The 23,068-nt window shown below is 62.8% G+C and carries 22 protein-coding genes; 12 read left to right on the forward strand and 10 right to left on the reverse strand.

Annotated elements, in window-relative coordinates; translation table 11 throughout:
- Positions 1-20 precede the first annotated feature (20 nt).
- Together CPI83_RS23535 and CPI83_RS23540 are read left to right on the forward strand one after the other, a co-directional pair.
- Positions 21-446, forward strand: coding sequence for a MerR family transcriptional regulator (locus CPI83_RS23535; RefSeq protein ID WP_020906449.1), 426 nt, complete (start codon positions 21-23; stop codon positions 444-446).
- Between the two features lie 26 nt (positions 447-472).
- On the forward strand, positions 473-1,093 hold the full coding sequence (locus tag CPI83_RS23540; RefSeq protein ID WP_019747165.1) for an L-threonylcarbamoyladenylate synthase: 621 nt from the start codon (positions 473-475) through the stop codon (positions 1,091-1,093).
- A gap of 36 nt (positions 1,094-1,129) precedes the next feature.
- On the opposite strand, the gene CPI83_RS23545 is transcribed toward CPI83_RS23540, so the two are convergent.
- The 3 genes from CPI83_RS23545 to CPI83_RS23555 all read right to left on the reverse strand — a co-directional run bounded on the left by CPI83_RS23545 (position 1,130) and on the right by CPI83_RS23555 (position 4,938).
- Positions 1,130-3,043, reverse strand: a complete 1,914-nt coding sequence (locus CPI83_RS23545; protein ID WP_097387784.1) for an alkyl sulfatase dimerization domain-containing protein — start codon at positions 3,041-3,043, stop codon at positions 1,130-1,132.
- A 99-nt stretch (positions 3,044-3,142) separates the two neighbouring features.
- Entirely contained in the window at positions 3,143-3,706 is a 564-nt protein-coding gene (locus tag CPI83_RS23550; RefSeq protein ID WP_019747163.1) for a TetR/AcrR family transcriptional regulator, read from the reverse strand.
- Complete coding sequence (locus CPI83_RS23555; RefSeq protein WP_047889146.1) at positions 3,703-4,938, reverse strand: cytochrome P450; 1,236 nt, start codon at positions 4,936-4,938, stop codon at positions 3,703-3,705. The genes CPI83_RS23550 and CPI83_RS23555 overlap by 4 nt, the downstream gene beginning before the upstream one ends.
- A gap of 107 nt (positions 4,939-5,045) precedes the next feature.
- Here CPI83_RS23555 and CPI83_RS23560 point away from each other — a divergent pair, with 107 nt between their 5' ends.
- A complete protein-coding gene (locus CPI83_RS23560; RefSeq protein WP_097387785.1) occupies positions 5,046-5,891 on the forward strand; it encodes a glycosyltransferase family 92 protein in 846 nt (281 codons plus the stop codon).
- Positions 5,892-6,004: 113 nt separating this feature from the next.
- Here the strand turns inward: CPI83_RS23560 and CPI83_RS30770 are convergent, their stop codons facing one another.
- Positions 6,005-6,163: a hypothetical protein gene (locus tag CPI83_RS30770; RefSeq protein WP_019747160.1), complete on the reverse strand. Its 159-nt coding sequence runs from the start codon at positions 6,161-6,163 to the stop codon at positions 6,005-6,007.
- A 205-nt stretch (positions 6,164-6,368) separates the two neighbouring features.
- Between CPI83_RS30770 and CPI83_RS23565 the strand changes: the two genes are divergently transcribed.
- A complete protein-coding gene (locus CPI83_RS23565; RefSeq protein ID WP_060938327.1) occupies positions 6,369-7,130 on the forward strand; it encodes an SDR family oxidoreductase in 762 nt (253 codons plus the stop codon).
- Here the strand turns inward: CPI83_RS23565 and CPI83_RS31065 are convergent.
- On the reverse strand, positions 7,112-7,249 hold the full coding sequence (locus tag CPI83_RS31065) for a hypothetical protein (RefSeq protein ID WP_003945592.1): 138 nt from the start codon (positions 7,247-7,249) through the stop codon (positions 7,112-7,114). The genes CPI83_RS23565 and CPI83_RS31065 overlap by 19 nt on opposite strands.
- Positions 7,250-7,468: 219 nt before the next feature.
- Between CPI83_RS31065 and CPI83_RS23570 the strand changes: the two genes are divergently transcribed.
- The 3 genes from CPI83_RS23570 to CPI83_RS23580 all read left to right on the forward strand — a co-directional run bounded on the left by CPI83_RS23570 (position 7,469) and on the right by CPI83_RS23580 (position 10,738).
- Positions 7,469-8,413, forward strand: coding sequence for an alpha/beta hydrolase (locus tag CPI83_RS23570; protein WP_060938328.1), 945 nt, complete (start codon positions 7,469-7,471; stop codon positions 8,411-8,413).
- Positions 8,414-8,674: 261 nt separating this feature from the next.
- Complete coding sequence (locus CPI83_RS23575; RefSeq protein ID WP_019747156.1) at positions 8,675-9,448, forward strand: VOC family protein; 774 nt, start codon at positions 8,675-8,677, stop codon at positions 9,446-9,448.
- A gap of 135 nt (positions 9,449-9,583) precedes the next feature.
- Positions 9,584-10,738, forward strand: coding sequence for a nucleotide pyrophosphatase/phosphodiesterase family protein (locus CPI83_RS23580; RefSeq protein ID WP_042452555.1), 1,155 nt, complete (start codon positions 9,584-9,586; stop codon positions 10,736-10,738).
- Here CPI83_RS23580 and CPI83_RS23585 read toward each other — a convergent pair.
- From CPI83_RS23585 to CPI83_RS23600, 4 genes are all read right to left on the reverse strand, one after another.
- A complete protein-coding gene (locus CPI83_RS23585) occupies positions 10,724-12,340 on the reverse strand; it encodes a lipid II flippase MurJ (RefSeq protein ID WP_232816790.1) in 1,617 nt (538 codons plus the stop codon). The genes CPI83_RS23580 and CPI83_RS23585 overlap by 15 nt on opposite strands.
- Positions 12,341-12,436: 96 nt before the next feature.
- Positions 12,437-13,465: a beta-ketoacyl-ACP synthase III gene (locus CPI83_RS23590; protein WP_003945837.1), complete on the reverse strand. Its 1,029-nt coding sequence runs from the start codon at positions 13,463-13,465 to the stop codon at positions 12,437-12,439.
- A 161-nt stretch (positions 13,466-13,626) separates the two neighbouring features.
- The gene (locus CPI83_RS23595) at positions 13,627-14,268 is read right to left on the reverse strand and encodes a response regulator transcription factor (RefSeq protein ID WP_003945784.1); all 642 of its coding nucleotides are present in this window, start codon (positions 14,266-14,268) and stop codon (positions 13,627-13,629) included.
- On the reverse strand, positions 14,256-15,494 hold the full coding sequence (locus CPI83_RS23600) for a sensor histidine kinase (protein ID WP_225989594.1): 1,239 nt from the start codon (positions 15,492-15,494) through the stop codon (positions 14,256-14,258). The genes CPI83_RS23595 and CPI83_RS23600 overlap by 13 nt, the downstream gene beginning before the upstream one ends.
- 109 nt (positions 15,495-15,603) lie before the next feature.
- On the opposite strand from CPI83_RS23600, the gene CPI83_RS23605 reads away from it, so the two are divergent.
- The 4 genes from CPI83_RS23605 to CPI83_RS23620 all read left to right on the forward strand — a co-directional run bounded on the left by CPI83_RS23605 (position 15,604) and on the right by CPI83_RS23620 (position 21,448).
- Positions 15,604-16,386 (forward strand): ABC transporter ATP-binding protein, encoded by a 783-nt coding sequence (locus CPI83_RS23605; RefSeq protein ID WP_019747152.1) that lies wholly within the window; start codon positions 15,604-15,606, stop codon positions 16,384-16,386.
- Positions 16,386-18,869, forward strand: coding sequence for an FtsX-like permease family protein (locus CPI83_RS23610; RefSeq protein WP_097387787.1), 2,484 nt, complete (start codon positions 16,386-16,388; stop codon positions 18,867-18,869). The genes CPI83_RS23605 and CPI83_RS23610 overlap by 1 nt, the downstream gene beginning before the upstream one ends.
- Positions 18,870-18,890: 21 nt before the next feature.
- Entirely contained in the window at positions 18,891-19,523 is a 633-nt protein-coding gene (locus CPI83_RS23615) for a class I SAM-dependent methyltransferase (RefSeq protein ID WP_097387788.1), read from the forward strand.
- Between the two features lie 89 nt (positions 19,524-19,612).
- Positions 19,613-21,448, forward strand: coding sequence for an acyl-CoA dehydrogenase (locus CPI83_RS23620; RefSeq protein ID WP_020906438.1), 1,836 nt, complete (start codon positions 19,613-19,615; stop codon positions 21,446-21,448).
- A gap of 85 nt (positions 21,449-21,533) precedes the next feature.
- On the opposite strand, the gene CPI83_RS23625 is transcribed toward CPI83_RS23620, so the two are convergent.
- A complete protein-coding gene (locus CPI83_RS23625; protein ID WP_232816791.1) occupies positions 21,534-22,127 on the reverse strand; it encodes a hypothetical protein in 594 nt (197 codons plus the stop codon).
- Positions 22,128-22,345: 218 nt separating this feature from the next.
- On the opposite strand from CPI83_RS23625, the gene CPI83_RS23630 reads away from it, so the two are divergent.
- A complete protein-coding gene (locus CPI83_RS23630) occupies positions 22,346-23,068 on the forward strand; it encodes an ATP-binding cassette domain-containing protein (RefSeq protein WP_019747147.1) in 723 nt (240 codons plus the stop codon).

A 23,068-nucleotide genomic window follows, 5' to 3' on the forward strand; every position in this document is an offset into this window, starting at 1 on the left:
GCGCGACGAAAGTAGGAGTGATGTCTGAGCCGGAACATGCGGTCCAGGGACAGAACATGCAGATCGGGCAGGTTGCCGAACGCACCGAACTGTCGATCAAGACGATCCGTCATTACGACGAGGTCGGTCTGGTCACTCCATCGGAGCGGACCGCCGGAGGATTCCGCTTGTACACCGAGGCGGACGTCCAACGGCTACTGGTAATCCGACGAATGAAGCCGCTCGGATTCAGTCTCGAAGAAATGAAACAACTCCTCAATTCCCTGGCAGTGCTCGGCGACGAAGCTTCCGACGCGTCAACGCGAACCGCTGCAACCGAATTCGTCACCGATTGCCACACCCGGGCGGAAGAAAGCTGCACACACTTACGTAAGCAACTCGCCTACGCCGAAGAGCTGACGGGATTGCTCGCCGACCACAGTCTGAACGGTGAACGGCATTCGTGATCTTCAAGCTGAACTAAGCTGGGTTGATGGCCCGATATTTCGACGTTCACCCGGAAAACCCGCAGCCGCGCGCGATCAGCCAGATCGTCGAAATGCTGCGCAACGACGCGGTCATCGCCTACCCCACCGACTCCTGCTACGCCCTGGGTGCCCGAATGGACAATCACTCGGGCACCGATCGGATCCGCGAGATCCGTCACCTGCGGTCGGATCACCACTTCACGCTGGTCTGTGCCGACTTCGCGCAGCTCGGGCACTTCGTCCACGTCACCAACTCGGCGTTCCGGGCGGTCAAAGCGGCTACGCCTGGGCAGTACACGTTCATCCTTCCCGCCACGAAGGAAGTTCCGCGTCGACTGGCACACGCCAAGAAGAAGACCGTCGGAGTGCGTATCCCCAGCCACCCGGTAGTGCGGGCGCTCTTGCAAGAGTTGGGTGAACCGATCCTCTCCAGCACCCTTCTCCTGCCCGGCGCCGAGGAGCCGATGACGGACGGCTGGCAGATCAAGGAAGAACTCGACCACCAACTCGACGCCGTCATCGACTCGGGTGACTGCGGCACCGAGCCCACCACGGTGGTCGACTATTCGTCCGGTGCCCCCGAGATCGTGCGCGTCGGCGCGGGAGATCCTTCCCGTTTCGAATGATCCCCCCGCCCGTGCCACATCACGGATGGCAACGTGTCACGGCGTCACGATGTCGAACCACAGATCGAAGTCCTCCAGCAGCGAGATGAACGTCTCCAGTTCAGACTGATCTCCCACAGCTTTTGCCGTTCCGGCCTTGATGGATTCGGTGAGCGAGGTCGTTCCCAGATACACCTCGTTGAACACGGCACGGGTCAAGGTCAGAGTCAGGGCGGCCGAAGCATCTGCCTTGTCCGTGTCGTAATTCAGCACGCCGTTGCGCACTGTGACCATGACGTTGTCCGCAGTGTCCGACAACACGAATCGCAACGACAGGTCGACGTCGGCAGCTTTGGGACCGTCGAGGCGAACTGCCCAGAAGTCCAGCATCTGCTCGAGAGGCATCACGGCGACAACGGCCGGGCCGGTGGGGTTGTTGGACGGCATCGGTGCCAGCGGATGCCGCAATTCCATCGCTCCGACCAGGTAGAAGTTGCGCCACGTACCGTTCTCGGCTTGGTAGCCGAGTTGTTCGTACGTGTCCGCCAACAACTCTCGCGCTTTCTGGTTACTCGGATCGGCGAACACCAGATGGTTCACCAGCTCGGCCGCCCAGCGGTAGTCGCCGTCGTCGAACGCCTGCTTGCCCTTGGTCAGAAGCGCGTCCGGTCCGCCGACGGCTTCGACGTAGCGCTTGCCGTTCTCCACCGGCGGATGAGGATTGAGGTGAGCGGGAACGCCGTCGAACCAACCGAGATAGAAGGTGTAGATCGCTTTGACGTTGTGACTGAGCGAGCCGTAGTACCCGCGGTTGTACCACTGCTTTCCGATGGCGTCGGGTACCTCGATCTGGTCGGCAATCTCTACCGGTGTCAGTCCCTTGTTGGCAAGACGCAACGTCTGATCGTGCAGATACTTGTACAGGTCTGCCTGATCCGACATCAGCTTCAAGATCTTGTCGTTGCCCCACGTGGGCCAATGATGCTGCGCGAAAATGATTTCGACGTCGGGGAAAAGTTCCATCGCCAGACGAACGTAGTGCGACCAGGCCTTGGCGTCGCGAGTTTTGGCGCCGCGCAACGTGTACAGGTTGTGCATTGTGTGCGTGACGTCCTCCGCTGACCCGAGCGCCTTGAAATCGGGTAGATAGAACAACATTTCGGACGGCGCTTCGGTGCCCGGCGCGAGCATGAACGTCACTCGCACGCCGTCGATGACTTCTTCGTGTACCGGTTCGGTGATGACGTCGGTCGGCACCGCGAACGTCGACGTGCCGTGCGACGTGGACAGTCCGAGACCACCGGAAACCTGCCCCTGCGGGCCTGGACGCAGGAATGATCCGTACATGTACATTCCGCGACGCGTCATCGCCGTTCCGGCGAGCACGTTCTCGGAGATCGCCTCCTCCGTGAAACTGTCTGGTGCATAGACTTTTACGGCACCGGACTCGATCTCTTCGTCGGTGACAAATCCTTTGACTCCGCCGAAGTGATCGCCGTGGGAGTGTGTGAAGATGATCGCCTTGACCGGGACCTTGGGGCGGTGCTGGTAGTACAACTCCAGCGCAAGAGCGGCTGTTTCCGCGGACATCAGAGTGTCACCGATGATCAACCCGGTATCGCCCTCGATGATCGTCGTGTTCGACAAGTCCTGGCCGATCACCTGGTAGAGGCGATCGGCAAGCTTGAAGAGCCCGCCGCCCTTTCCCATCAAAGTGGCTTGGCGCCAGAGACTCGGGTTGACGGTGTCCGGCGCTTCGCCGTCGGCGAACCCGTAGGCGTCGTAGGAGAAGATGAACTGTCCTTTGTCACCCTTGACCAACCCTCCGTCGATGAGCGGCGCTACCAGACCTCGAGAAATCAGTTCGAAGTCGAATGTGTCATCGAACGGAAGATCACGGAGGACCTGGGCATTCGCAAGGCGAGTCGCTTCGGTAGCTGGCTTGGGGTCGAGTTCGGATGGTGTAGTCATCTTCTCTTACGCTCCTCGGGAACTCGCGGTGTCCTGTGTCTGGATACCGGTTCATCCTCGATCCCCACGCAGTCCTCGCACATCACCCGGAAGGGATGATCACGTGGTTCGTCCAGCGTTCAACAGCGCAGCAACGAACTCACGCACCAACGTCCGCTCGTCGTTCTCGTCCGCACCCGGCACCATGAGCAGCGAGAGGATCACTCGCACGATCCAGCGGGCTCGTGACGCTGTGCCTGCTCCGATTTCACCGAGCATCGCGACGCCCAGTCCGTTGATGACGTCGGATGAATTGGCAAGTTCACCTGCAAGACTCGCATCACCCGGAGTGAACCATGCAGCCAACGTCGGAGTGCTGCGCACCGCGGACACTGCGGTGAGCATCGCCGTTTCTAGACGCTCGCTCGGATCATCGATGGTCGCTACCGATTCCGCGATCGCAGTTCCCAGTCTGCGCGCTTCGCGGTGAACGAATGCAATGTGAAGGGCCTGCCGATTCTCGAAGTACCGATACAGGGTGGCCCGGGAACATCCTGCAGCAGAGGCTATCTCCGCCATACCGACGGCGTTGACACCTTTCTCGACGAACAGTTGCGCCGCACTGTCGAGGATCTTCTCGGCTGCCGCCAAGGCGCGCCCCTCACCGAGCCAGTCGTTGCTCACGGCCGGGCCACCGACATGGGCGCTGTGAGTGGACGGCGCACGTAGTTGCCCGGCGCGTATTGCATCGCTTCGATGTCGATATGGAAATCTGGAATCCGGGAGAGTAACTCTTCCAACGCAACTCGAGCCTGCATCCGAGCTGCCGACGCCCCCAGACAGTGGTGGGCGCCATGACTGAAGGTGAGAATCTTCTGCGGTCGACGCAAGACGTCCAACTCCGCCGCGTCGGGTCCGTACTTTTCGGGATCACGATTGGCCGCACCGTACATCAGCAGAACCTTACGTCCTGCCGGAATCACTTTGCCACCCAAGGTCACATCTCGCGTCGTGGTGCGTGCCAGTCCTTGGACCGGTGAGGTGAGTCGAAGCAACTCGTCGACCGCGTCGGTGATCAATGCGGGATCGTCCAGCAGGATCTGACGCTGGTCGAGGCGTTCGGTCAGCATCGCCACCGAACCACCCAGCATTCCTGTCGTGGTGTCGTTTCCACCGGCCACCATGGTGAAGGCGAAGCCCAGAATCGACAGCAGGCCGGACATGTCGCCGTCTTCACCGAGTCCAGCGGCGAGTAGGTGCGAAATCGTGTCGTCACCCGGTTCGACCTTGCGGCGTTCGATCAGCGAAGCGAAGTACATCATCAACTCACCGGTGGCGGCCTGCGCCGTCGTCGCTGCCGCGGCCACGCCACCTGCCGAATTGGCAGCGACAATGGCCTCGGTCCAGCCGTCGAACTGGTCACGGTCCGATTCCGGCACACCCAGATAGTGTGCGACAACCATCGACGGCAACGGTTTGAAGAGCTCGACGACGATATCGCCACTGCCACGCGCTTTCAACGCTTCGATACGCTCGACGACGAATTCGCGGACCATCGGCTCGACCGCCGATACCTGACGCGGAGTGAATCCCTTCGACACCATGCGCCGGAACTCCGACTGCACGGGCGGGTCCTGCATCACGAACGGCGGATTGTCCTGCATCCCGATCTGCTCGAGCTCACCATAGACGGTGGTCAATCCCTTTGCCGACGAGTACGTCTCGTAATCACGAGCGGCGTTGTAGACGTCTTCGTGACGGGTGAGCACCCAGTAGTCGTCCTGCGGCGAGGCTTCCGGCACCACGTTGTGCACCGGGTCGTTCTCTCGCAATGCGTCGTACATGGCCCAGGGCGAACGCCAGGACTCCCCGGTGGAAGGAACAAACCGTGGCGAATGTGACACAGATGTTGTCATGACTCGACTATGAGACAAATTGATAGATGTGTCAACGTTTGACGACTGAAATTTCTGCGATCAATATCGAGTAACCCGCTTCCACGCAGAGCACTATCGTGTGTCGGGTGATCACGGATCCGAAGAACCACCCGAACAGCTCTGACACCGGACGCCGCGCCGTGGTTGCGGTCCTGCTCCCCCGCGAACATCTCCCCTTCATCAGAGACTGGTGCCTGCACCACATCGAGCAGGGCTGGGAGGTTGTTCTCTACGACAACACCGGTTCCGTCGGGTCCACCCGCAAGACAAGCGCATTCAGCCTCAACCGTTGGCACGGCCGCAGCGAGGACAAGAGAGGCAACTCTTACGGCGCCTTCACCCGATCGATGTCGGACAGTGAAGTTCAGGTCGCATTCCGCAAAGAACTGCACGACCTTCCGGTGACGATCGTCGACTGGCAACCGCGCGACGCGGACGGTCGGATCGTGCACGGACAGGTAGAGGCCTACGTCGATTACGTGAGCCGGTACCGCGACACCGTCGCGTGGGCAGCATTCGTCGACGCCGACGAATACCTCGAACACGCACCAGGATTGGACTGGGAGGTTCTACTTGCCGGAGTTACTCAGGCGGATTCACACCGTGTTGTTCTCGACGCCCTGGTCTACGAATCCAGGTGGACGCGCGACGGGCAACTGCGAGACGTCGAGGAATTGAAATGCCTTGGGCTACAGAGCCACGGCTGCAAGAACATCGTGAGGCTGTCGAAGATTCTGCGAGCGGACGTCCACTGGGGATGGAAGACAAGCGAACCGGACAGCCTGGTGCGGCCCGACCGATCCCTCTTCTACTTCCGCCATTACCGCGGTTCGGAGGCGGCACTCGACTTCACTCCGCTGCCGAACTTCGGACCCCAAGTCCACGAAGAAGGTGTGGATGTTCCGGCGGCAATTGACGTATCACAGAATTGAATGTGCCTGCAAGACACAGGTATTCAGGTACAGATAAACCTCCGGCCCGCATCCACGAAGGCAATGCCTTCAGAATGCGGGCCGGGGGCCGTAAATCCGGTTCAGCGAAGCAATCAAGCCTTCGGCTGCGAGCTTCCTGCGCCACCGATTGCGCCGAGAAGACCAGCAACTGCGCCGATGCCGACGAGAACGCCGCCCAGGCCTGCAATGATCTTCTGGAAGTCGCCGAGCTGTGCCAGGTCCGTCTTGCTGCTGCCAGTGGTGAATGCCATGTCTAGCTCCTCATCATGGAATGTGTACGCGGTCCGCGCGCCCGGTATGTAACGGCGCTCACAATATACGTAAGACAGCCGAAATTTGAAGCGGTGCCGTTGAGTGGGACGTAACTCACATCTCATCCAGCGGGAACCCACGAGTAACAATGCGCGATTCGGACAACGCTTCGGGAACCGTTGAATGACGAGCAGGAGAACAGCAGTGGGCAAGTTGGATGGAAAAGTGGCCCTGATCACTGGCGCAGGGCAAGGCGTCGGCCAGGGTGTTGCGTTTGCGCTTGCCAAGGAAGGTGCTTCCGTCGCGGTGGCGGGCCGCACTGAGTCGAAACTCGTCGTCACATGTAACGAGATCACCGAACGCGGAGGCCATGCCGAACCGGTGCTCGTGGATATCGCCGACGCGGGTTCCATCACCGCTGCCGTGGCGCGAACCGTGGAACTGTTCGGCGGCGTCGACATCCTGATCAACAACGCCAGCCTCAACCCGCTCGGCAACGTCCTCGACCTCACTCCGGAGCGCCTTGCCGACGGGTTGACTTCCGGTCCCGTCGCGACGCTGCGAACAATGCAAGCCTGCTACCCGTTCATGAAGGAACGCGGCGGCGGGGCGATCATCAACATGGTCAGTTCCGTGGCCGTCCGTTGGGACGCCGCCGGCTACGGCGGATACGCGGCCGTGAAGGAATCCGTCCGAGCCCTCAGTCGCGCAGCAGCGTGCGAATGGGGCGTAGACGGGATCCGAGTCAACGCGGTTGCTCCTCACGCATCCTCGCCCGGGCTACAGCGTTGGGCAGATGCACGCCCGGAAGAGGCTGCCGCTTTTGTTGCCGGGATTCCGCTACGGAGGATCGGGGACTGCGAAACGGACATCGGCACCGCGGTGGCTTTCCTGGTCGGCCCGGATGCCGCGTATCTGACTGGAGCAACAATTCCGCTCGACGGTGGTCAGTCGCGCTGGGGCTGAGAGCTGGCGTCGTCGAAGGCAAGCACCGCCGACTTGGCTTCGGCGATCGGGCGGCGGAAAACGAAACCGACCAGAACGGATGCCAAAACCAGCGCGGCCAGAACAATGAGCCCGACCATCCACCACATGGTTTTCAGTATGCCCGAACCGATCTCCGCCGGACGCGCGCCACGGCCGTCGGAAAGCGATCACAACCGCGAAAAGTGCTTGACACCAATCAAATTCCGTTTTGCCCGTTTCCCGAGCTTCCCGATAATCCGTGATCGAGGACACAGTTTCGGATACCGAACCGGGACGATCGCGTGACTGGAACCGCGCCTCGGTGCATCCTGTCAGGTATGGAATCCGCTGTTTCGGCCGAACTCGCCGACGGAAGCACCCTCACACACCCGTGGGGCGGGACAAGCAACATCACCGATCTCGGCGGTGATGTTCACTGGATCGACTTCGGCGGTCCCAGCGGAGCGCCGCCCATCGTGCTCGTTCACGGACTGGGCGGCTCGCACCTGAACTGGGTGCGGGTGGCACCGACGCTGGCGGCGCGCACGCGTGTGTACGCACTGGACCTCGCCGGATTCGGACTCACCTCTGCCCGTGGACGGCACACCGGCGTCGACGCCAACGCAGCACTCCTGAATCGCTTTCTCGAGACAGTAGTAGGTGAACCTGCCGTCCTGTTCGGCAATTCGATGGGGGGAATGGTCTCGGCAATCTCGACCCATGCCAATCCCGAATCAGTTGCCGGCCTGGTGCTGGTGGATCCGGCGCTCCCACTGCCCGTCCAACTTCCCGATCTGACCGTCGCCGCCCAATTCGCGCTCTACTCGATGCCGTACGTCGGTGAGCAGGTTCTCGGCTTCGGACGCCGGAAGATGTCCGACCGGCAGTTGGCCGCTCAGATGACCAGATTATGTTTTGCCGATCCGACGCGAGCAGACCCCGCGGTCCTCGACGCGGGCGCTGCCTTGACTGCGATTCGTCGCGGCGAACCCACTCAGGATGCCGAGTTCCTGCAGGCAGCACGGTCACTGCTGATGACCCTCGCCCGTCCGGCCGCCTATCGAAAGACACTGCGAGAGATCACGACTCCGACGCTCCTGATACATGGCGATCGCGATCGGCTTGTCCCGGTCGAGGCCGCCCGGGCAGCCGCCGCCGCACATCCACACTGGACCACCATCATTCTCGGCGACACGGGTCACACCCCTCAGTTGGAGATTCCGGACGAGTTTTCACGTCACGCGCTCGCATGGCTCGACCGCACGGGGCTGATCACGAGCTGACACGTACCGGCACTACACCCGCGGAACGGCCTCGCCGATCGAGCAAGTGCCCCATCAACTTCGGCGTATCAAGGACGATTCGGCGATCGACTACGTCGGCAGGTCCGGCCCACCGGTAAGCGCGAACGGTCAAATACTCCAAAGCTCTCGAGCCCTGGGAATGTGTCGGGGTACGCGCGTAGCGTGAGATTCGCGCTTTCCTCGGCCAAGCATTTGCGCGACCCGTACTTGTGTATCCGTTTCGGTAAAGGAGAGTTTCAGATGCCCGCACGCACAGCGCTCGACGGAACACCCTGTTGGATCGACCTCACCAGCTCCGATACCGAGGTCGCCAAATCCTTCTACACCAACGTGTTCGGTTGGCAGACTGACACAAACGACGACCCGCAGTACGGCGGCTACGCGATCTTCAGCAAAGACGGGCAGCCCATCGCCGGGCTCGGACCTCAGCAGGAGGGAAACCCGTACGGCAACGTCTGGACCACCTACATCTCCTCGACTGATGCGGCAACGTCGGCGTCCAAGGCCGAAGCCGCGGGCGGAATGATCATGATGCCGTCGATGCAGGTCGGTCCCCAGGGCAGCATGGCGATCGTGGGCGATCCTGCCGGTGCAGTCGTCGGTATCTGGCAGGCAGATCAGCACCACGGCTTCGGTCTGGTCGGCGAGGCCGGAGCCCCGGTGTGGCACGAGACTTTGTCCAAGAACTACGCCGCGGTCCTGCCGTTCTACACCGACGTGTTCGGCTGGACTTACGAGTCCATCGGCGACAGCGACGAGTTCCGGTATTCACAAGCCAAGCAGGGCGACACCGTCGTCGCCGGTTTGATGGATGCCAGCTCGTTCCTCCCGGCAGAGGTGCCGTCGTTCTGGCAGGTGTACTTCGGGGCGGACGACACCGATGCGGCCGTCGCCAAGGTCGTCGAATTCGGCGGCAGCGTCTTGCGCGATCCCGAGGACACGCCCTTCGGCCGTCTCGCGTCGGTGGCCGATCCACTCGGTGCCAAGTTCCAGATCTCCACGATCATGGAGTGAATCTCCGCGCAGAGGCCGCACCGGCCCGCGGTCTCTGCGCGCTGATCATCTGGAAAGTCCCGATTTGACCGCACGGATTTGAACACTCGCCCAGAAGGTATGCAGTTTTCTGCGTCCAACGCCTAATCTCATGGGATGCCCGCCCCCGCCCCTCTCCTCGATGTGTACTCGCAGCCGACTCTGTCGACGCTTGCGCCGTCGGTACTCGCTTCTCTCGGAGTGAGCGGCGAAGCGAACCGTCTCGATCTACAGCCCAGCAAGAAGACTGTAATTCTGCTGGTAGACGGGATGGGCGCGAACTTGCTCGCCCGCAACGCCGAACACGCACCATTCCTGAACTCACTGATCGGAACGCCCATACGGGCAGGATTCCCCACGACGACGGCCACCAGCATCGTCTCGTTGGGGACCGGGCTGCCCTCGGGGGCGCACGGAATCACCGGCTACCAGTCTTACGTCGAAGAAGCCGATTCGGTGTTCAACTGGCTGGGTTGGCACAGCGCGGGCAAGAAGGAATCTCAGACCGACTCCATCGTCCCGGAGACCCTGCAGCCGCAGGCCACGACCTTCGATCGTGCCGCGGCCGCCGGCATCACCGTCACTACCGTCGTTCCGTCCAAATTCGACGGCAGCGGCCTCACCCGGGCGGGAATGCGCGGTGCCCAGTTCGCCGGAATCCAGGCGTACGGAGACCTCCTCGCTCGCACCGTGGCCGCGTCGAAATCTGCCGACCGTACGTTCACGTACTGCTACATCAGCGAGATCGATGCACTCGGCCACGTCTACGGCCCCGAGTCCGAGCCGTGGATTTTCCAACTGATGCTTGTCGATCGACTGGTCGAGCAACTCGCCGCCGCTCTCGGTCCGGACGTGAGATTGCTGGTGACGGCAGACCACGGAATGGTCGACGTGTCGGACGAGAACAAGATCGACTTCGACAACACTCCGATTCTGTCCAAAGATGTACTCGCTCTTGCCGGTGAACCTAGATGTCGTCACATCCACACCCGAGAAGGCGCTGCACAAGATGTTGCGGACCGCTGGCGCGCCGAACTGGGTGACCGCATGTGGATCGGGACGAGATCCGAGGGCATAGTCGCAGGATTGTTCGGGCCTGCAGTGCATTCCGAGTATCACGGCCGGATCGGTGATGTCATCGCCATTGCGTCCGGGGACGTGGCCGTCGTACGTCGATCTGTCGAATCGGGACTGTCCGGCCTCCGTGGACAGCACGGCGCCCTCACTCCGGACGAACTGCTGGTACCGCTCTTGTCCTCAGGACAACAGTAAGGCCCGAGCCCGGCGAATCTCGGGAACACCGACGATCTTGCATGCGCCAAACAGGACGACGGCACCGACGGCCGCACCCGCCGACAATGAAATAACAGCAGCAAGCCTGGGCTCGGGAACTCGGTTCTGAACCGCCACCACCAAAGCCAGCGCACAACAACCTGCCAGAATTGCCGCCGCCGAAATCCTTCCGACGGTGGCCTGTACGCGACGGAATCCCAACAGCCCATATCGCTTTCGAAGCAGGATGTGGCCGAGCGCCGCTCCGCACACGTAGGAGAACGAGCCCGCCGCACAGACGGCCAGGACCAGCGTTTCGTCACTCGCGGACAGTGACGCAAGTAGAACGAGCGCCGTTTTGGCTATCACCATCACCATGGCGATCACCGCGGGAGTTCGGGTGTTGTTGTCGGCGTAGAACACTCGAAGCTGAAGCATGACCATCGCAAAAGGCACCAGCCCGAATGCACTGACCGCAACGGCCGTCCCGATCAACCGGGCACTGCTGCCGTCGACCCGGCCGAAGAAGATCAAGGTGGTCAACGAGGGGCCGAAGACCATGAGCGCCACCGTCACCGGAATCAGCGCCACCACCGAATACCGGGCTCCCCGGCCGAGATCGGATACGACGCCGACGTCGTCACCCGCAGCAACCGACCTGGCGATCCGCGGCATCAGCACCGTCAACAACGACACACCGAGAATGCCGTACGCCACTTGAAACAGCAGATCCGCGTGCGTGTACATCGAGTAGACGTGACGGGAGAGAGTGACCTTCATCGTCACCCACACACCGATCTGACCGGCAACGACGTACACAAGTACCCAACCGAGCAACGGCGCCCCGACGCGCACCGGGCGCCAGGTGTGCGGTACGACCCGCACGCGAAGGCGCCACCGAAACCCGTTGCGGTGCAGCGCTCGAGCAACGACGGCGGTTTGCGCCACGATCCCGAGCAGAGTGCCGATACCGATCACCAGGACCTGCGCGGTGGTCATCGACTCGGGAGTCAGAGCCACCGGCCCCGGGATACACAGGAAGACCGCGACCGTCACCAGAAGGACGACGTTGTTGATCACCGGCGCCCAGGCCGGCGCACCGAACACTGATCGAACACTGAGTACTGCCGTCATCATCGCCGTGACGCCGTAGAAGAAGATCTCCGGCAGAAGCAAGTACGCGAAGAGCGTCGTCAACTCTCGTTGAGCCGGATCATCGATCACGGCCGAGACCAGAGGCGGCGCGCACACCACCGCCACTACCGTCACGAGCGCAAGAGCAAGCGCTCCGACGGTGAGAACGCGCTGCGTCTGCTCTCGTTCGAGCGTCCGCCCACGACTTCGCTGCCGTGTCAGATACGGAAGCAGAACGCTGGCGAGAATCCCGCCGAGGAGGAGCTGATAGACCATGTTCGGGAAACTGTTGGCCGCGTTGTACGCATCACTGACCAGGGCGATGCCGAGGACCGCGGCAAGGGCAAGGGTGCGGACGAAGCCGGTGATCCGGCTGACCGTGCTGGCGAGCGCCACTTGCCCGCCCATCTTCGCCAAGCTGCCGCCCGTCACACCCGTACGTTCGGACTCCCCCATACTCTCGACCATCCCGCCAGGGTGCCACATCGCAGGGTTCGACGAGCCAGACGGAAACGGAAGAGCGCCCCGAACCGTGGGGTTCGAGGCGCTCGTCACGAGAGAAGATCAGGCTGATTCCGCTCCAGCCAACGGCGGCATGACGACAACCTGGCCGGCGAAGGACAGACCAGCACCGAAGGCGAGAAGCAATGCCTTGTCGCCCGGCTTGCACTGGCCGTCGCGCAGCATCTGCTCCATGGCGAGCGGGATCGAGGCCGCGGACGTGTTGCCCGTCTCGGCGATGTCGTTGGAGACGGGGAAGCCCTCGGGCAGCTTCATGCTGCGAGCGATGACCTCGTTGATGCGCTGGTTTGCCTGGTGCGGCACAAAAGCGTCGATGTCCTCGATACCCAGCCCCGACTTCTCCAGGGTGCGAGTGGCGACCTTGCCCATCTCGAAGGCAGCCCAGCGGAACACCGCGGTACCGGCCATCTTGATCCACGGCCGAGGTCCGGTCGGGTTCTTGGTGTAGTCGAGCCAGCTCGGCTCCTGAACGATGGCGTCGGACTGGCTGCCGTCCGAACCCCACTCGACCGGGCCGATTCCGACGGTATCGCTCGGGCCGACGACAACTGCGCCTGCGCCGTCACCGAAGATGAAGCGAACGCTGCGATCGGTGGGCTCGGTGGCCTCGCTCATCAACTCGACGCCGACGACGAGTACGTGATCAACCGTGCCGCCGCGAACGAGGTCGCTGGCCACGGCAAGGGCGGTACAGAAACCGGCGCAGCCTGCCGCGACGTCGAATGCAGCCGGACCCTTGATGCCGAGCTCGTGGGCGACGATGGACGCAGCCTGAGGAGTCTGCAGGTCCCACGTCGACGTCGCGATGATCACGGCGCCGATCTGCTCGGGAGCAATGCCGCTGACGTCCAGTGCTTTACGGGCCGCGCTGATCGACATCGCGAGGATGCCTTCACCCTCGCCGGAGAACCGGCGCGACTTGATACCCGATCGCGTCTGGATCCACTCGTCGGTGGAATCGATCAGCTCGCAGATCTCGTCGTTGGTCACGACTCGCTCCGGGCGGTGAACGCCGAGCCCGAGAAGGACGGACTGCCGACCTCCGGCCACACTGGCAATCGGCTTACCCATTGATCGATCTCCTCGTTGGTTTCTGGTGATGACGCGCATTCGACATCACACGTTACGTACAGGACATAAGCCCCTGCCTCTCAGGTCACCGTTCGATCACGGCAACAACATGAGGCTGGCTCACATTACGCTTCGGTCAGGTATGTAGTCCAGATCCACGATCAGGCGCGTAAATGAGCTAGAACTGCCAAAACACGACGATGCCCGCTTTCGGAAGCCGACAGGCCGAGTTTTGCGAAGATATTTCCTATGTGCTTGCTCACAGCAGTGTCGCTCACGACCAGTTTCCTGGCGATTTCCTGATTTCCCAGCCCCTCCGCCATCAGTCCGAGAACCTCGGACTCGCGTGGGGTCAGTGATCTGATCGGATCGTCGGCGCGTCGACGGCTCATCAGTTGGGATACAACCTCTGGATCCATCACGGTTCCGCCGTCGACGACCCGGTTCAATGCGTCGACGAACTCGGCTACCTTGCCGACCCGTTCCTTGAGCAGGTACCCGACCCCGCCGGCGCCTCCTGCCAACAATTCACCGGCGTAGCGATCCTCGACGTACGCGGAAAGGACCAGGACGGGAAAGCCCGGGCGAAGCTTGCGCACCTCGATCGCCGCTCGAAGCCCCTCGTTGGTGAAAGTAGGAGGCATCCGGACGTCGAGCACCGCGGCGTCGGGGGCGGTCTCCTCGAACACCGTGAGGAACTGTGCGGCGTCGGAGACGGCAGACACCTCGAAGCCCTCTCCGCGGAGCAGCAGTGCCAGCCCCTCTCGCAGGAGAGCGTCGTCCTCGGCAATCAGAATCCGCACGGTAGTTCCACCCTCATCGTTGTCGGTCCACCCTCCGGGCTCTCCAATACTGCGGTTCCTTCGAAAGCCTCGACCCGGCGTCGGATACCCGCCACGCCGCCGCCCGGGCGTTCGTTCGCGCCGCCCTGACCGTCGTCGATCACGTCGATGAGCATCGTCTCACCCAACGAGTCGTCCGACGCCTCCGTCCGTGCCGTGACGGTGACACTGCGCGCTCCGCTGTGTTTTGCGACGTTGGTCAAGGCCTCGGCGACGACGAAGTACGCAGCAGCCTCGACGGCAGCCGGGGCACGGCGGAGTTCGTCGATCTCGAGTACGCAGGGCACGGCGGAGCGCCCGGCGAGCGCGGAGATCGCGCCCTCCAGACCCAACTCGTCGAGGATCGGCGGGTAGATGTCGTGCACCAACGTCCGGAGTTCGCTCAACGCCTCGGTGGCCGCATCCTGGGCCCGATGCAGTTGTGGCAGAGCCTGGTCCGGATTGTTCTGCAACGACCGCTCGGCCATCCCCAACATCATCACCACCGCGACCAGACGGTTCTGCGCGCCGTCGTGCAGATCCCGCTCGATGCGCTTGAGTTCGGCCGAATGTGCGTCGAGCGCCGCAGCGCGGCTGGCCGTCAGGGCGGTGACGCGCTTCGAGAGGTCCGAACGCGTGTCCGGCGCAAGCAAAGTCGTGGTCGACCAGCTGATCCACTTCGCCATCGCGGGGACCAACCACCACGCGATCAGGAGGTACAGGATGCCGATCAACGGCATTCCGGCAGCGCCCAACCACGACGTCACGGGGTACGGATTGTTGACGGGTTCACCGGCGGGCATCTGCTGCCAGTACAGCGGGACGGCAATCGAATTGAGTGCACCGAGTGGCAGAGCGATGGTCAGCATCGCCGCGACGAAAGCCCCCAGACCATGAATCGACAGCCAGGCCGCGTCGCGCCTGGTCGACTGATCGGTGAGGAACCGGCGCCAATCCCCGAAGGTCGGATTGCCGGGCATCGGTGGGTATCGCTGCAGAACAGGGCGTCCGGTGTACGCAGCCGTTCTCTTGCGGGCCAGACCCGCCCACCACCGGAGCACCCGCACGTACGACGGCAACAGCAACCAGCCGACGATCAGAATCGAGAGCGACAGCAGAATGAGACCGACCATCAGCAAGAACAGGGAGACCACCGCTGCCGCACCCTCGACGAGCACGTACACCGCAGCCCTGGTTCTCTTCTTCACTGCCCCAGCATGCCGCACCTGATGCCGCGATCCACTACAGCTGGCTACACCATTGATTCGGGACCCTGCTGGATGTCGACGAATGCCGAATCTCCATAGCGTTCATCCCATGAAGAATCGACACTCGGTCCTCGCCCCGCCGGCCCCTGGTGCCACGGCCGCCCGAACATCCGCCGTGCGACTCGAAGGCGTCAGCAAGATCTACGGCAACGGCCGCGGCGCCGTGACCGCCCTCGACAACATCAGCCTCACCTTGCCGCGCAGCACCTTCACCGCCGTGATGGGCCCGTCCGGATCGGGCAAGAGCACTTTCCTGCACTGCGCCGCAGGGCTCGATCGACCGAGCAGCGGATCGGTGTGGCTGGGCGACACCGAGATCTCACAGCTGAAGCCGAAGGCCCGCAGCATCTTCCGTCGCGATCACATCGGTTTCGTCTTCCAGGCCTACAACCTGCTCGGCGCTCTCGACGTCGAGCAGAACGTCACGCTCCCCCTACTCCTCGCCGGACGACGAGCCGACAAGCAGTACCTGACCTTCGTCCTCGAATCCGTCGGACTCGGATCGCACCGCAAGCGCAAACCCTCCGAACTGTCCGGCGGTCAGCAGCAACGCGTCGCCATCGCGCGCGCCCTCGTCACTCACCCCGACGCACTCTTTGCCGACGAGCCGACCGGCGCCCTCGACTCCCGCAGCGCCAAGCAGGTTCTGGAGTTGTTGCGCCGGACAGCCGCCGAGTTCGATCAGACCATCGTCATGGTCACGCACGACCCGGTGGCCGCGTCGTACGCCGATCGTGTGCTGTTCCTCGCCGACGGAAAACTTGTCGGGCACATCGACCGCCCGACGCCGCAGCAGATCGCCGAGCGCATGACACACCTCGGGGACTGGTGATGATGAAAGCGCACACCTTTGCGCACCTGAAAGCGCATCGCTCCGGTTTCGTCGCCGTGTTCGTCTCCGTATTCTGCGCAGCGCTCCTCACCTGCGGTCTGGGTGTGCTGCTGGAATCGGGAGTGCGAGGCGGCGTCTCACCACATCTCTACGCCGGTGCCGACGCCGTCGTGAGTGCACCACAGGCGCTCGAGGTCAAGGAAGACGCCGATCAGCCTTTTGCCGAGCGAGTTCTCCTCGACAGCGATACGGTCCGCAAGCTCGACGCACTCGATGTCACCGTGGTTCCCGACATCTCCGTCCCCGTCAGCACCGCCGAGGGTGTCGCACTCGACGCACATCCTTGGAACACAGCACAATTGGCGCCGTATTCGCTGACCGAAGGTCGCGCTCCGCAGAGCCGAGACGAGGTGGTCTCGACCACGGGCGCCGCGCTCGGCGAGCGAATCACGCTGGCTCACGGCGCGATAGCGGACGAGTACACCGTCGTCGGCACAGCTGATTCGGCCTCGGTGCCGTCACCCGACCGTCCGGCACTCGTCTTCCTCGACGACGCAGAGGCCGAACGGTTGTGGCCGCACCAGAACGCTGTCACCGCAGTCGGATTGATCGCTCCCGAAGGCGTGGATGCTGCCGCTCTCGCCCGCGATGCACTCGCCGGAACCGGCGCGGAGGTCTCGACCGGCACCGCACGCGGAGGCATCGAATTCCTCGACGCCGGTGCTGCGCGGACCCAGTTGATCGTGCTCTGCGCGTCGTTTGCCGGTCTCGCGTTGATGGTCAGTATGTTCGTAGTTTCCAGCACGCTGTCGCTCTCGATCAACGCCAGACGCCGAGAGTTCGCTCTGCTGCGGGCAATCGGGGCCACCACTCGGCAAGTCCACGTCATGATCGGACGTGAAGTGCTGCTCGTTGCTGCTGCGGCGGCAGCTCTCGGCGCGGTGCCCGGATACCTGCTCGCCCGATTCCTGGGTGCACAGTTTGCCGACGCCGGGGTCATGCCCACCGATTTCGCGCTGGCCTACAGCCCGCTTCCGGCGATCGCGGCATTCCTGATCTGCGTACTCACTGCCCGCGCGGCAGCGGCGATCGCGGCACGACGACCGGCAAAGCTCGACCCCGTCGAAGCGCTTCGCGAATCCGAAAGCGGCCCGGCGAAACTGAGCCGCGGACGCATCGTCACCGGGCTGATCTTCGGCGCCGCCGGCCTCAGCGCGTGCGTGCTCCCCGCTTTCCTGCCCGGCAGCGTGGCAGCCGCTGGAGCCGGTTCGAGCGCACTGTTGTTGATCTTCTCGGTCGCGCTGCTCGGCCCCTTGTTGGTGCGCGGCATCATCAAGGTGATCGGCGGTCCACTGCGCCGTAGTGGGTCGGCGTCCAAAGTTCTCGCTGCCGCCAACGCCGAATCCAATTCGAGACGGCTCTCGTCGGCGGTTGTTCCGTTGGCTCTCGCAATCGCACTGGGCTCGGTGCAGTTCTTCAGCCAGAGCACCGTCGCCGCCGAGGCGACCAACCAGTCGATCAAGGGCGTCACCGCCGACCTGATCGTCGGCGCGCCGGCCGGTATCGCTCCCTCGCTCCTCGACTCGATCGCATCGGTGCCCGGAGTGAGTGCGGCAAACCCGGTGGTCCGCAGTCAAGTCCTGCCGGTACCCAGCGGTGAGGAAGGCGGCTCAGCCGAGAGCGCGATCGCTGCCCAGGGCATCGACGCCGCCGGCGCCGACGCGACCCTCGATCTCGCGGTGACCGAGGGCGACCTGAGCGCTCTGACCGGCGATACCGTTGCCGTGAGCGAAGACGGCGCCTTCACACTCGGAGCCAAGGTAGGTCAGCGCGTCGACCTCTATCTAGGGGACGGCACACTGGTGCATCCGATGGTCGTCGCAAAATATGGTCGCGGCCTCGGATTCGGGGACGTGACCATGCCGATCGAGACTTTGCGCCAGCACTCCACCGACGCTCTGATCGACACCGTTCTGGTTGCTGCCGAACCCGGACGGTCGGCCGAAGTCCAGCAGTCGTTGCGCTCGTTCCCCTCGATCGCCGCGATGAACCAGGACCAGTTCGGGGCCGCGGGCGAAGATCAGCGTCGTATGCAGTCCTGGGTCAGCATCCTCGCCGTCCTCGTCCTGCTCGGCTATCTCGCAGTCGCCGTCGTGAACACCCTGGTCGCCGCCACTGCCGAGCGTTCCCGCGAGTTCGCGCTCCTTCAACTGGTGGGCTCGCGGACGAGGCAGGTCCGAGCAATGATGCGCATCGAGTCGTTGATGGTGGTGGGAATCGCCGTCGTGGTCGGATCACTGATCGCCCTGCCGCCTCTGATGGGTATCGCCGTAGCGGTGTCCGGGCAGCCGATCCCGGCGATTTCACCGGCGATCTACGGTTCCATCGTCGCGGTGACCGCTGTTCTGGGATTTGTCTCCATCGCGATCCCGACGCGCGCCGCCCTACGCAAGAACCCGATGGACGGAGTGCGTAACCACTGAGTGGCACTACCGTCGTCATCTATGGATGCGGCGGCCTGGGACAAGAAGTACGAAGAAACCGAGCTCGTCTGGGGCGCTCCTCCCAACGAACTGCTGGTGGAATACGCGACGGCCCTCCCCCACGGCCAGGCACTCGACCTGGCGTGCGGCGAGGGCCGTAACGCGTTGTGGCTCGCGACCCGCGGTTGGGAGGTCACCGGCATCGACTACTCGGCCGTCGCGATCGAGAAAGCCCGCACGATCGCGGCCCGCTCGCCCCGATCGGTTCTCGACCGGCTCGACTACCGATGCGGCGACGTCACCGTCGCGGATTACGCCTCCAGGAACGGGCAGGGATACGACTTGGCCCTGCTTCTTTACCTTCATCTGCCCGCACCACAACGCACCCTGGTTGTGAACCGTGCCATAAATTCTCTGAAACCTGATGGAATCCTCATGATTTTGGGGCACGACCGAAGCAACATCGACTACGGCGTCGGCGGACCGAAAGTTCCCGAAATCCTTTACACACCAGAAGAATTGATGCAGGAGTTCGAAGGAAGGCTCGAGTTCGAGATCGCCGGAAATCCGCACAGACACACCGAAACGGGAATCGCGGTCGACGCACTTGTCATCGGACGCAAATCCGGTGTTGGCAATGCAAAGAACGGCTAGTAACATGTATTAAGTTACCGACGAGTAATAAACTTCGGGCGGTACTAGGAGTGCTGGACCGCACCACCTCACTGGGAGAAGCAGAAGACATGGGCCATTACAAGAGCAACGTTCGGGACCTGGAGTTCAACCTCTTCGAGGTTCTCGGACTGGAGAAGCCACTGAGCGAAGGCGCTTGGGGCGACCTGGATGCCGACACTGTCCGCAACATGCTGGCAGAGGTCGCACGCCTGGCCGAGGGACCGCTTGGCGAATCTTTCGCCGACGCGGACCGCAACCCCCCTGTCTTCGATCCCGAGACGCACACCGTTGCACTTCCGGAATCCTTCAAGAAGTCGTTCAAGGCTCTGTGGGATGCCGAGTGGTACCGCATGGGACTGAGCGAAGAGGTCGGCGGCGTGCCGGTTCCCCGCTCCGTCGTGTGGGCCATCGGTGAGCTGATCCTGGGCGCACAGCCTGCAGCGCACATGTACCAGGCCGGACCCGCTTTCGCGGACGTGCTGTTCAACAACGGCACCGAAGAGCAGAAGAAGTGGGCAGCCACCATCGTCGAACGCGGATGGGGCGCCACGATGGTCCTCACCGAGCCCGACGCCGGCTCCGACGTCGGTGCCGGACGCACCAAGGCGATCAAGCAGGACGACGGCTCCTGGCACATCGAGGGCGTCAAGCGCTTCATCACCTCCGCCGACTCGGACGACCTGTTCGAGAACATCTTCCACCTCGTTCTCGCTCGCCCCGAAGGCGCCGGACCCGGCACCAAGGGCCTGAGCCTGTTCTTCGTCCCGAAGACGCACTTCAACTTCGAGACCGAAGAGTTCGGCGAGCGTAACGGCGTCTTCGTCACCAACGTCGAGCACAAGATGGGCCTGAAGGTCTCCGCCACATGTGAGGTCACCTTCGGCGGCCACGGCATCCCCGCACAGGGCTGGCTGGTCGGCGAGGTCCACAACGGCATCGCCCAGATGTTCGACGTCATCGAGCACGCTCGAATGATGGTCGGCACCAAGGCAATCGCCACCCTCTCCACCGGTTACCTCAACGCTCTCGATTACGCCAAGCAGCGCGTTCAGGGTGCTGACCTGACCCAGATGACCAACAAGGCAGCGCCGCGCGTGACCATCACGCACCACCCCGACGTGCGTCGCAGCCTGGCAATGCAGAAGGCATACGCCGAAGGCCTGCGCGCGGTGTACCTCTACACCGCAGCACACCAGGACGAGGTTGTCGCCCAGCTCGTCTCGGGCGCAGACAAGGACACCGCGTTCCGCGTCAACGACCTGCTGCTCCCGATCGTCAAGGGCGTCGGCTCCGAGCGTGCGTACCAGTACCTGACGGACAGCCTGCAGACCCTCGGTGGCTCCGGCTTCCTGCAGGACTACCCGATCGAGCAGTACATCCGCGATTCCAAGATCGACTCGCTGTACGAAGGCACCACGGCCATCCAGGCTCAGGACTTCTTCTTCCGCAAGATCGCTCGTGACCGCGGCGTCGCGCTCGCTCACGTTGCCGGACAGATCAAGACCTTCATCGACAGCGAAGCCGGCAACGGTCGCCTGAAGGCGGAGCGCGCACTGCTCGCCACCGCACTCGAAGACGTCCAGGCCATGGCTGCCACGCTCACCGGCTTCCTCATGGGAGCTCAGGAGCAGCCCACCGAGCTGTACAAGGTCGGCCTCGGTTCCGTCCGCTTCCTGATGTCCGTCGGCGACCTGCTCATCGGCTGGCAGCTCCTCCGCCAGTCCGAGATCGCTCTCGCGGCACTCGACAACGGCGCTTCCGACAAGGACAAGGGCTTCTACGAGGGCAAGGTCGCCATCGCGTCCTTCTTCACCAAGAACGTCCTGCCCGAGCTCACCGCTTCACGCGAGATCATCGCGAACACCGAGAACGACATCATGGAGATCGACGAAGCAGCATTCTGATTCGTTCCTGATTCATGAAAAGTGCCGGTCCCGAGAATGTTTCGGGACCGGCATTTTCATGCTCGGCAGTCAATGCAATCTGTGGTCATCTGCGCTCGACGGTCGGGCAACTGATCTGTGCGGACAGTACGGACGTCGTCGGTTGTTCGCCGGGCCGTGCCGCCGTTCCTACCAGGGAAAGCGCCACGCGCCTGCGGTCCGGAGAACTGACTATTTCGATGGAATTGTCGACGCCGCCGCCGAAGGACACGAACTGTCCACTCTGATCCGAGAACTTCATGATCGCGGACCCGTGCTGACCTGGTTCGGGTTTCTCGTTCACGTAGACCTGCAACTGGAAATCACGCCCCGGATATTCGCCGCCGCCGTCGTACTCGTAGAAGGAACTCGTGTGCACCTCGTAGGCCCACTGGCGGTGACCGGCGGGCAGCGAATCCGCCCAGTTGTGCTCGAAACACGTGACGGATCCGGGCAGCGAGACATTGGCTGCGCCGCTCCACCCACCGGACAGGGTGATGGCTCCGTATGGCGCTGCTTCGGACTCGTGCCGATCGGAAGGCAAGGGCGGAACGGCCACGGGTCCGACATTGCGACCGGTGAACTCGAAAAGCCTCTCGCTCGACACGAACGGGGGCGACTCGCGCTCACCGGCACAGGAGACAACTGACAGGGTGGCCATGACCAGTACCGCGCACATACCGCGTCTACGAACCGGCACTTCGACACCCCCTGTCCGTTTCCAACAGAATACAAACCGTTCGGTCTTCAAGTTACCGATCGTGTCCGACACATCCCATTCGTGGGACCGCTCACCCGCTACCGATGTGATTGGGTGAGCACGAACGTCCACTGAACCAGCACTCGGTTCTTTCGAAGGCCGAGTAGATCAACAGACAGGTGATCATCGTGGTCGCACCAGAGCACGCACAACTCGATTACGCCCCTGAACTGGCATTGACCGCCACGGACTTGGCGCTCGACGGCCCATGGGGGCCGGTGTTCGGACCCGTCAATCTCGAGATTCGTGCGGGCGGTGTGACCATCCTCGAAGGCTCCGCCGGTTCAGGACGTACGTCCTTACTTCTGACACTCAGCGGACGAATGAAAGCCAGTTCCGGATCACTGTCCGTCTTCGGTCGAACGCGTCCCCGAGAGATCTTCGAGATCGCCGGGGTCGCCGGGTTCGAGGACATCGACGAGCTTGCCGAGTCCGTCACCGTCCGAGATCTGATCACCGAACAAATTCGCTGGGATGCGCCCTGGTACAAGCTCATCGGACGTGCCGGAGACCGCGAACTCGAAGCGGTGTGCGCTCCCGTCTTCGGCGATCATCCCTTACCTGCGCTCGGCCGGTACGTCAGCGATCTCGGGGAACTCGAGGCGACCCTGCTGCGTATCGCCGTCGCGAACACGAAGAAGCCGGCCCTGCTCGTCGTCGACGATCTCGAACAGGTGCGGCGCGACTCCGAACGCGCGTACCTCGTCGAGCGACTCGTCGAGATGGGGAGCTACCAGACCATCATCGCGTCGACCGTCAACCCGCTGCCCGACGGATCACCCATCGATGCCGTCGCCCTGCTCCAAGAAGTCACCAATCCCGACCAAGAAGGGGCGAGGTAA

The organism is Rhodococcus sp. H-CA8f (assembly GCF_002501585.1).
GTDB classification, from domain to species: domain Bacteria; phylum Actinomycetota; class Actinomycetes; order Mycobacteriales; family Mycobacteriaceae; genus Rhodococcus_F; species Rhodococcus_F erythropolis.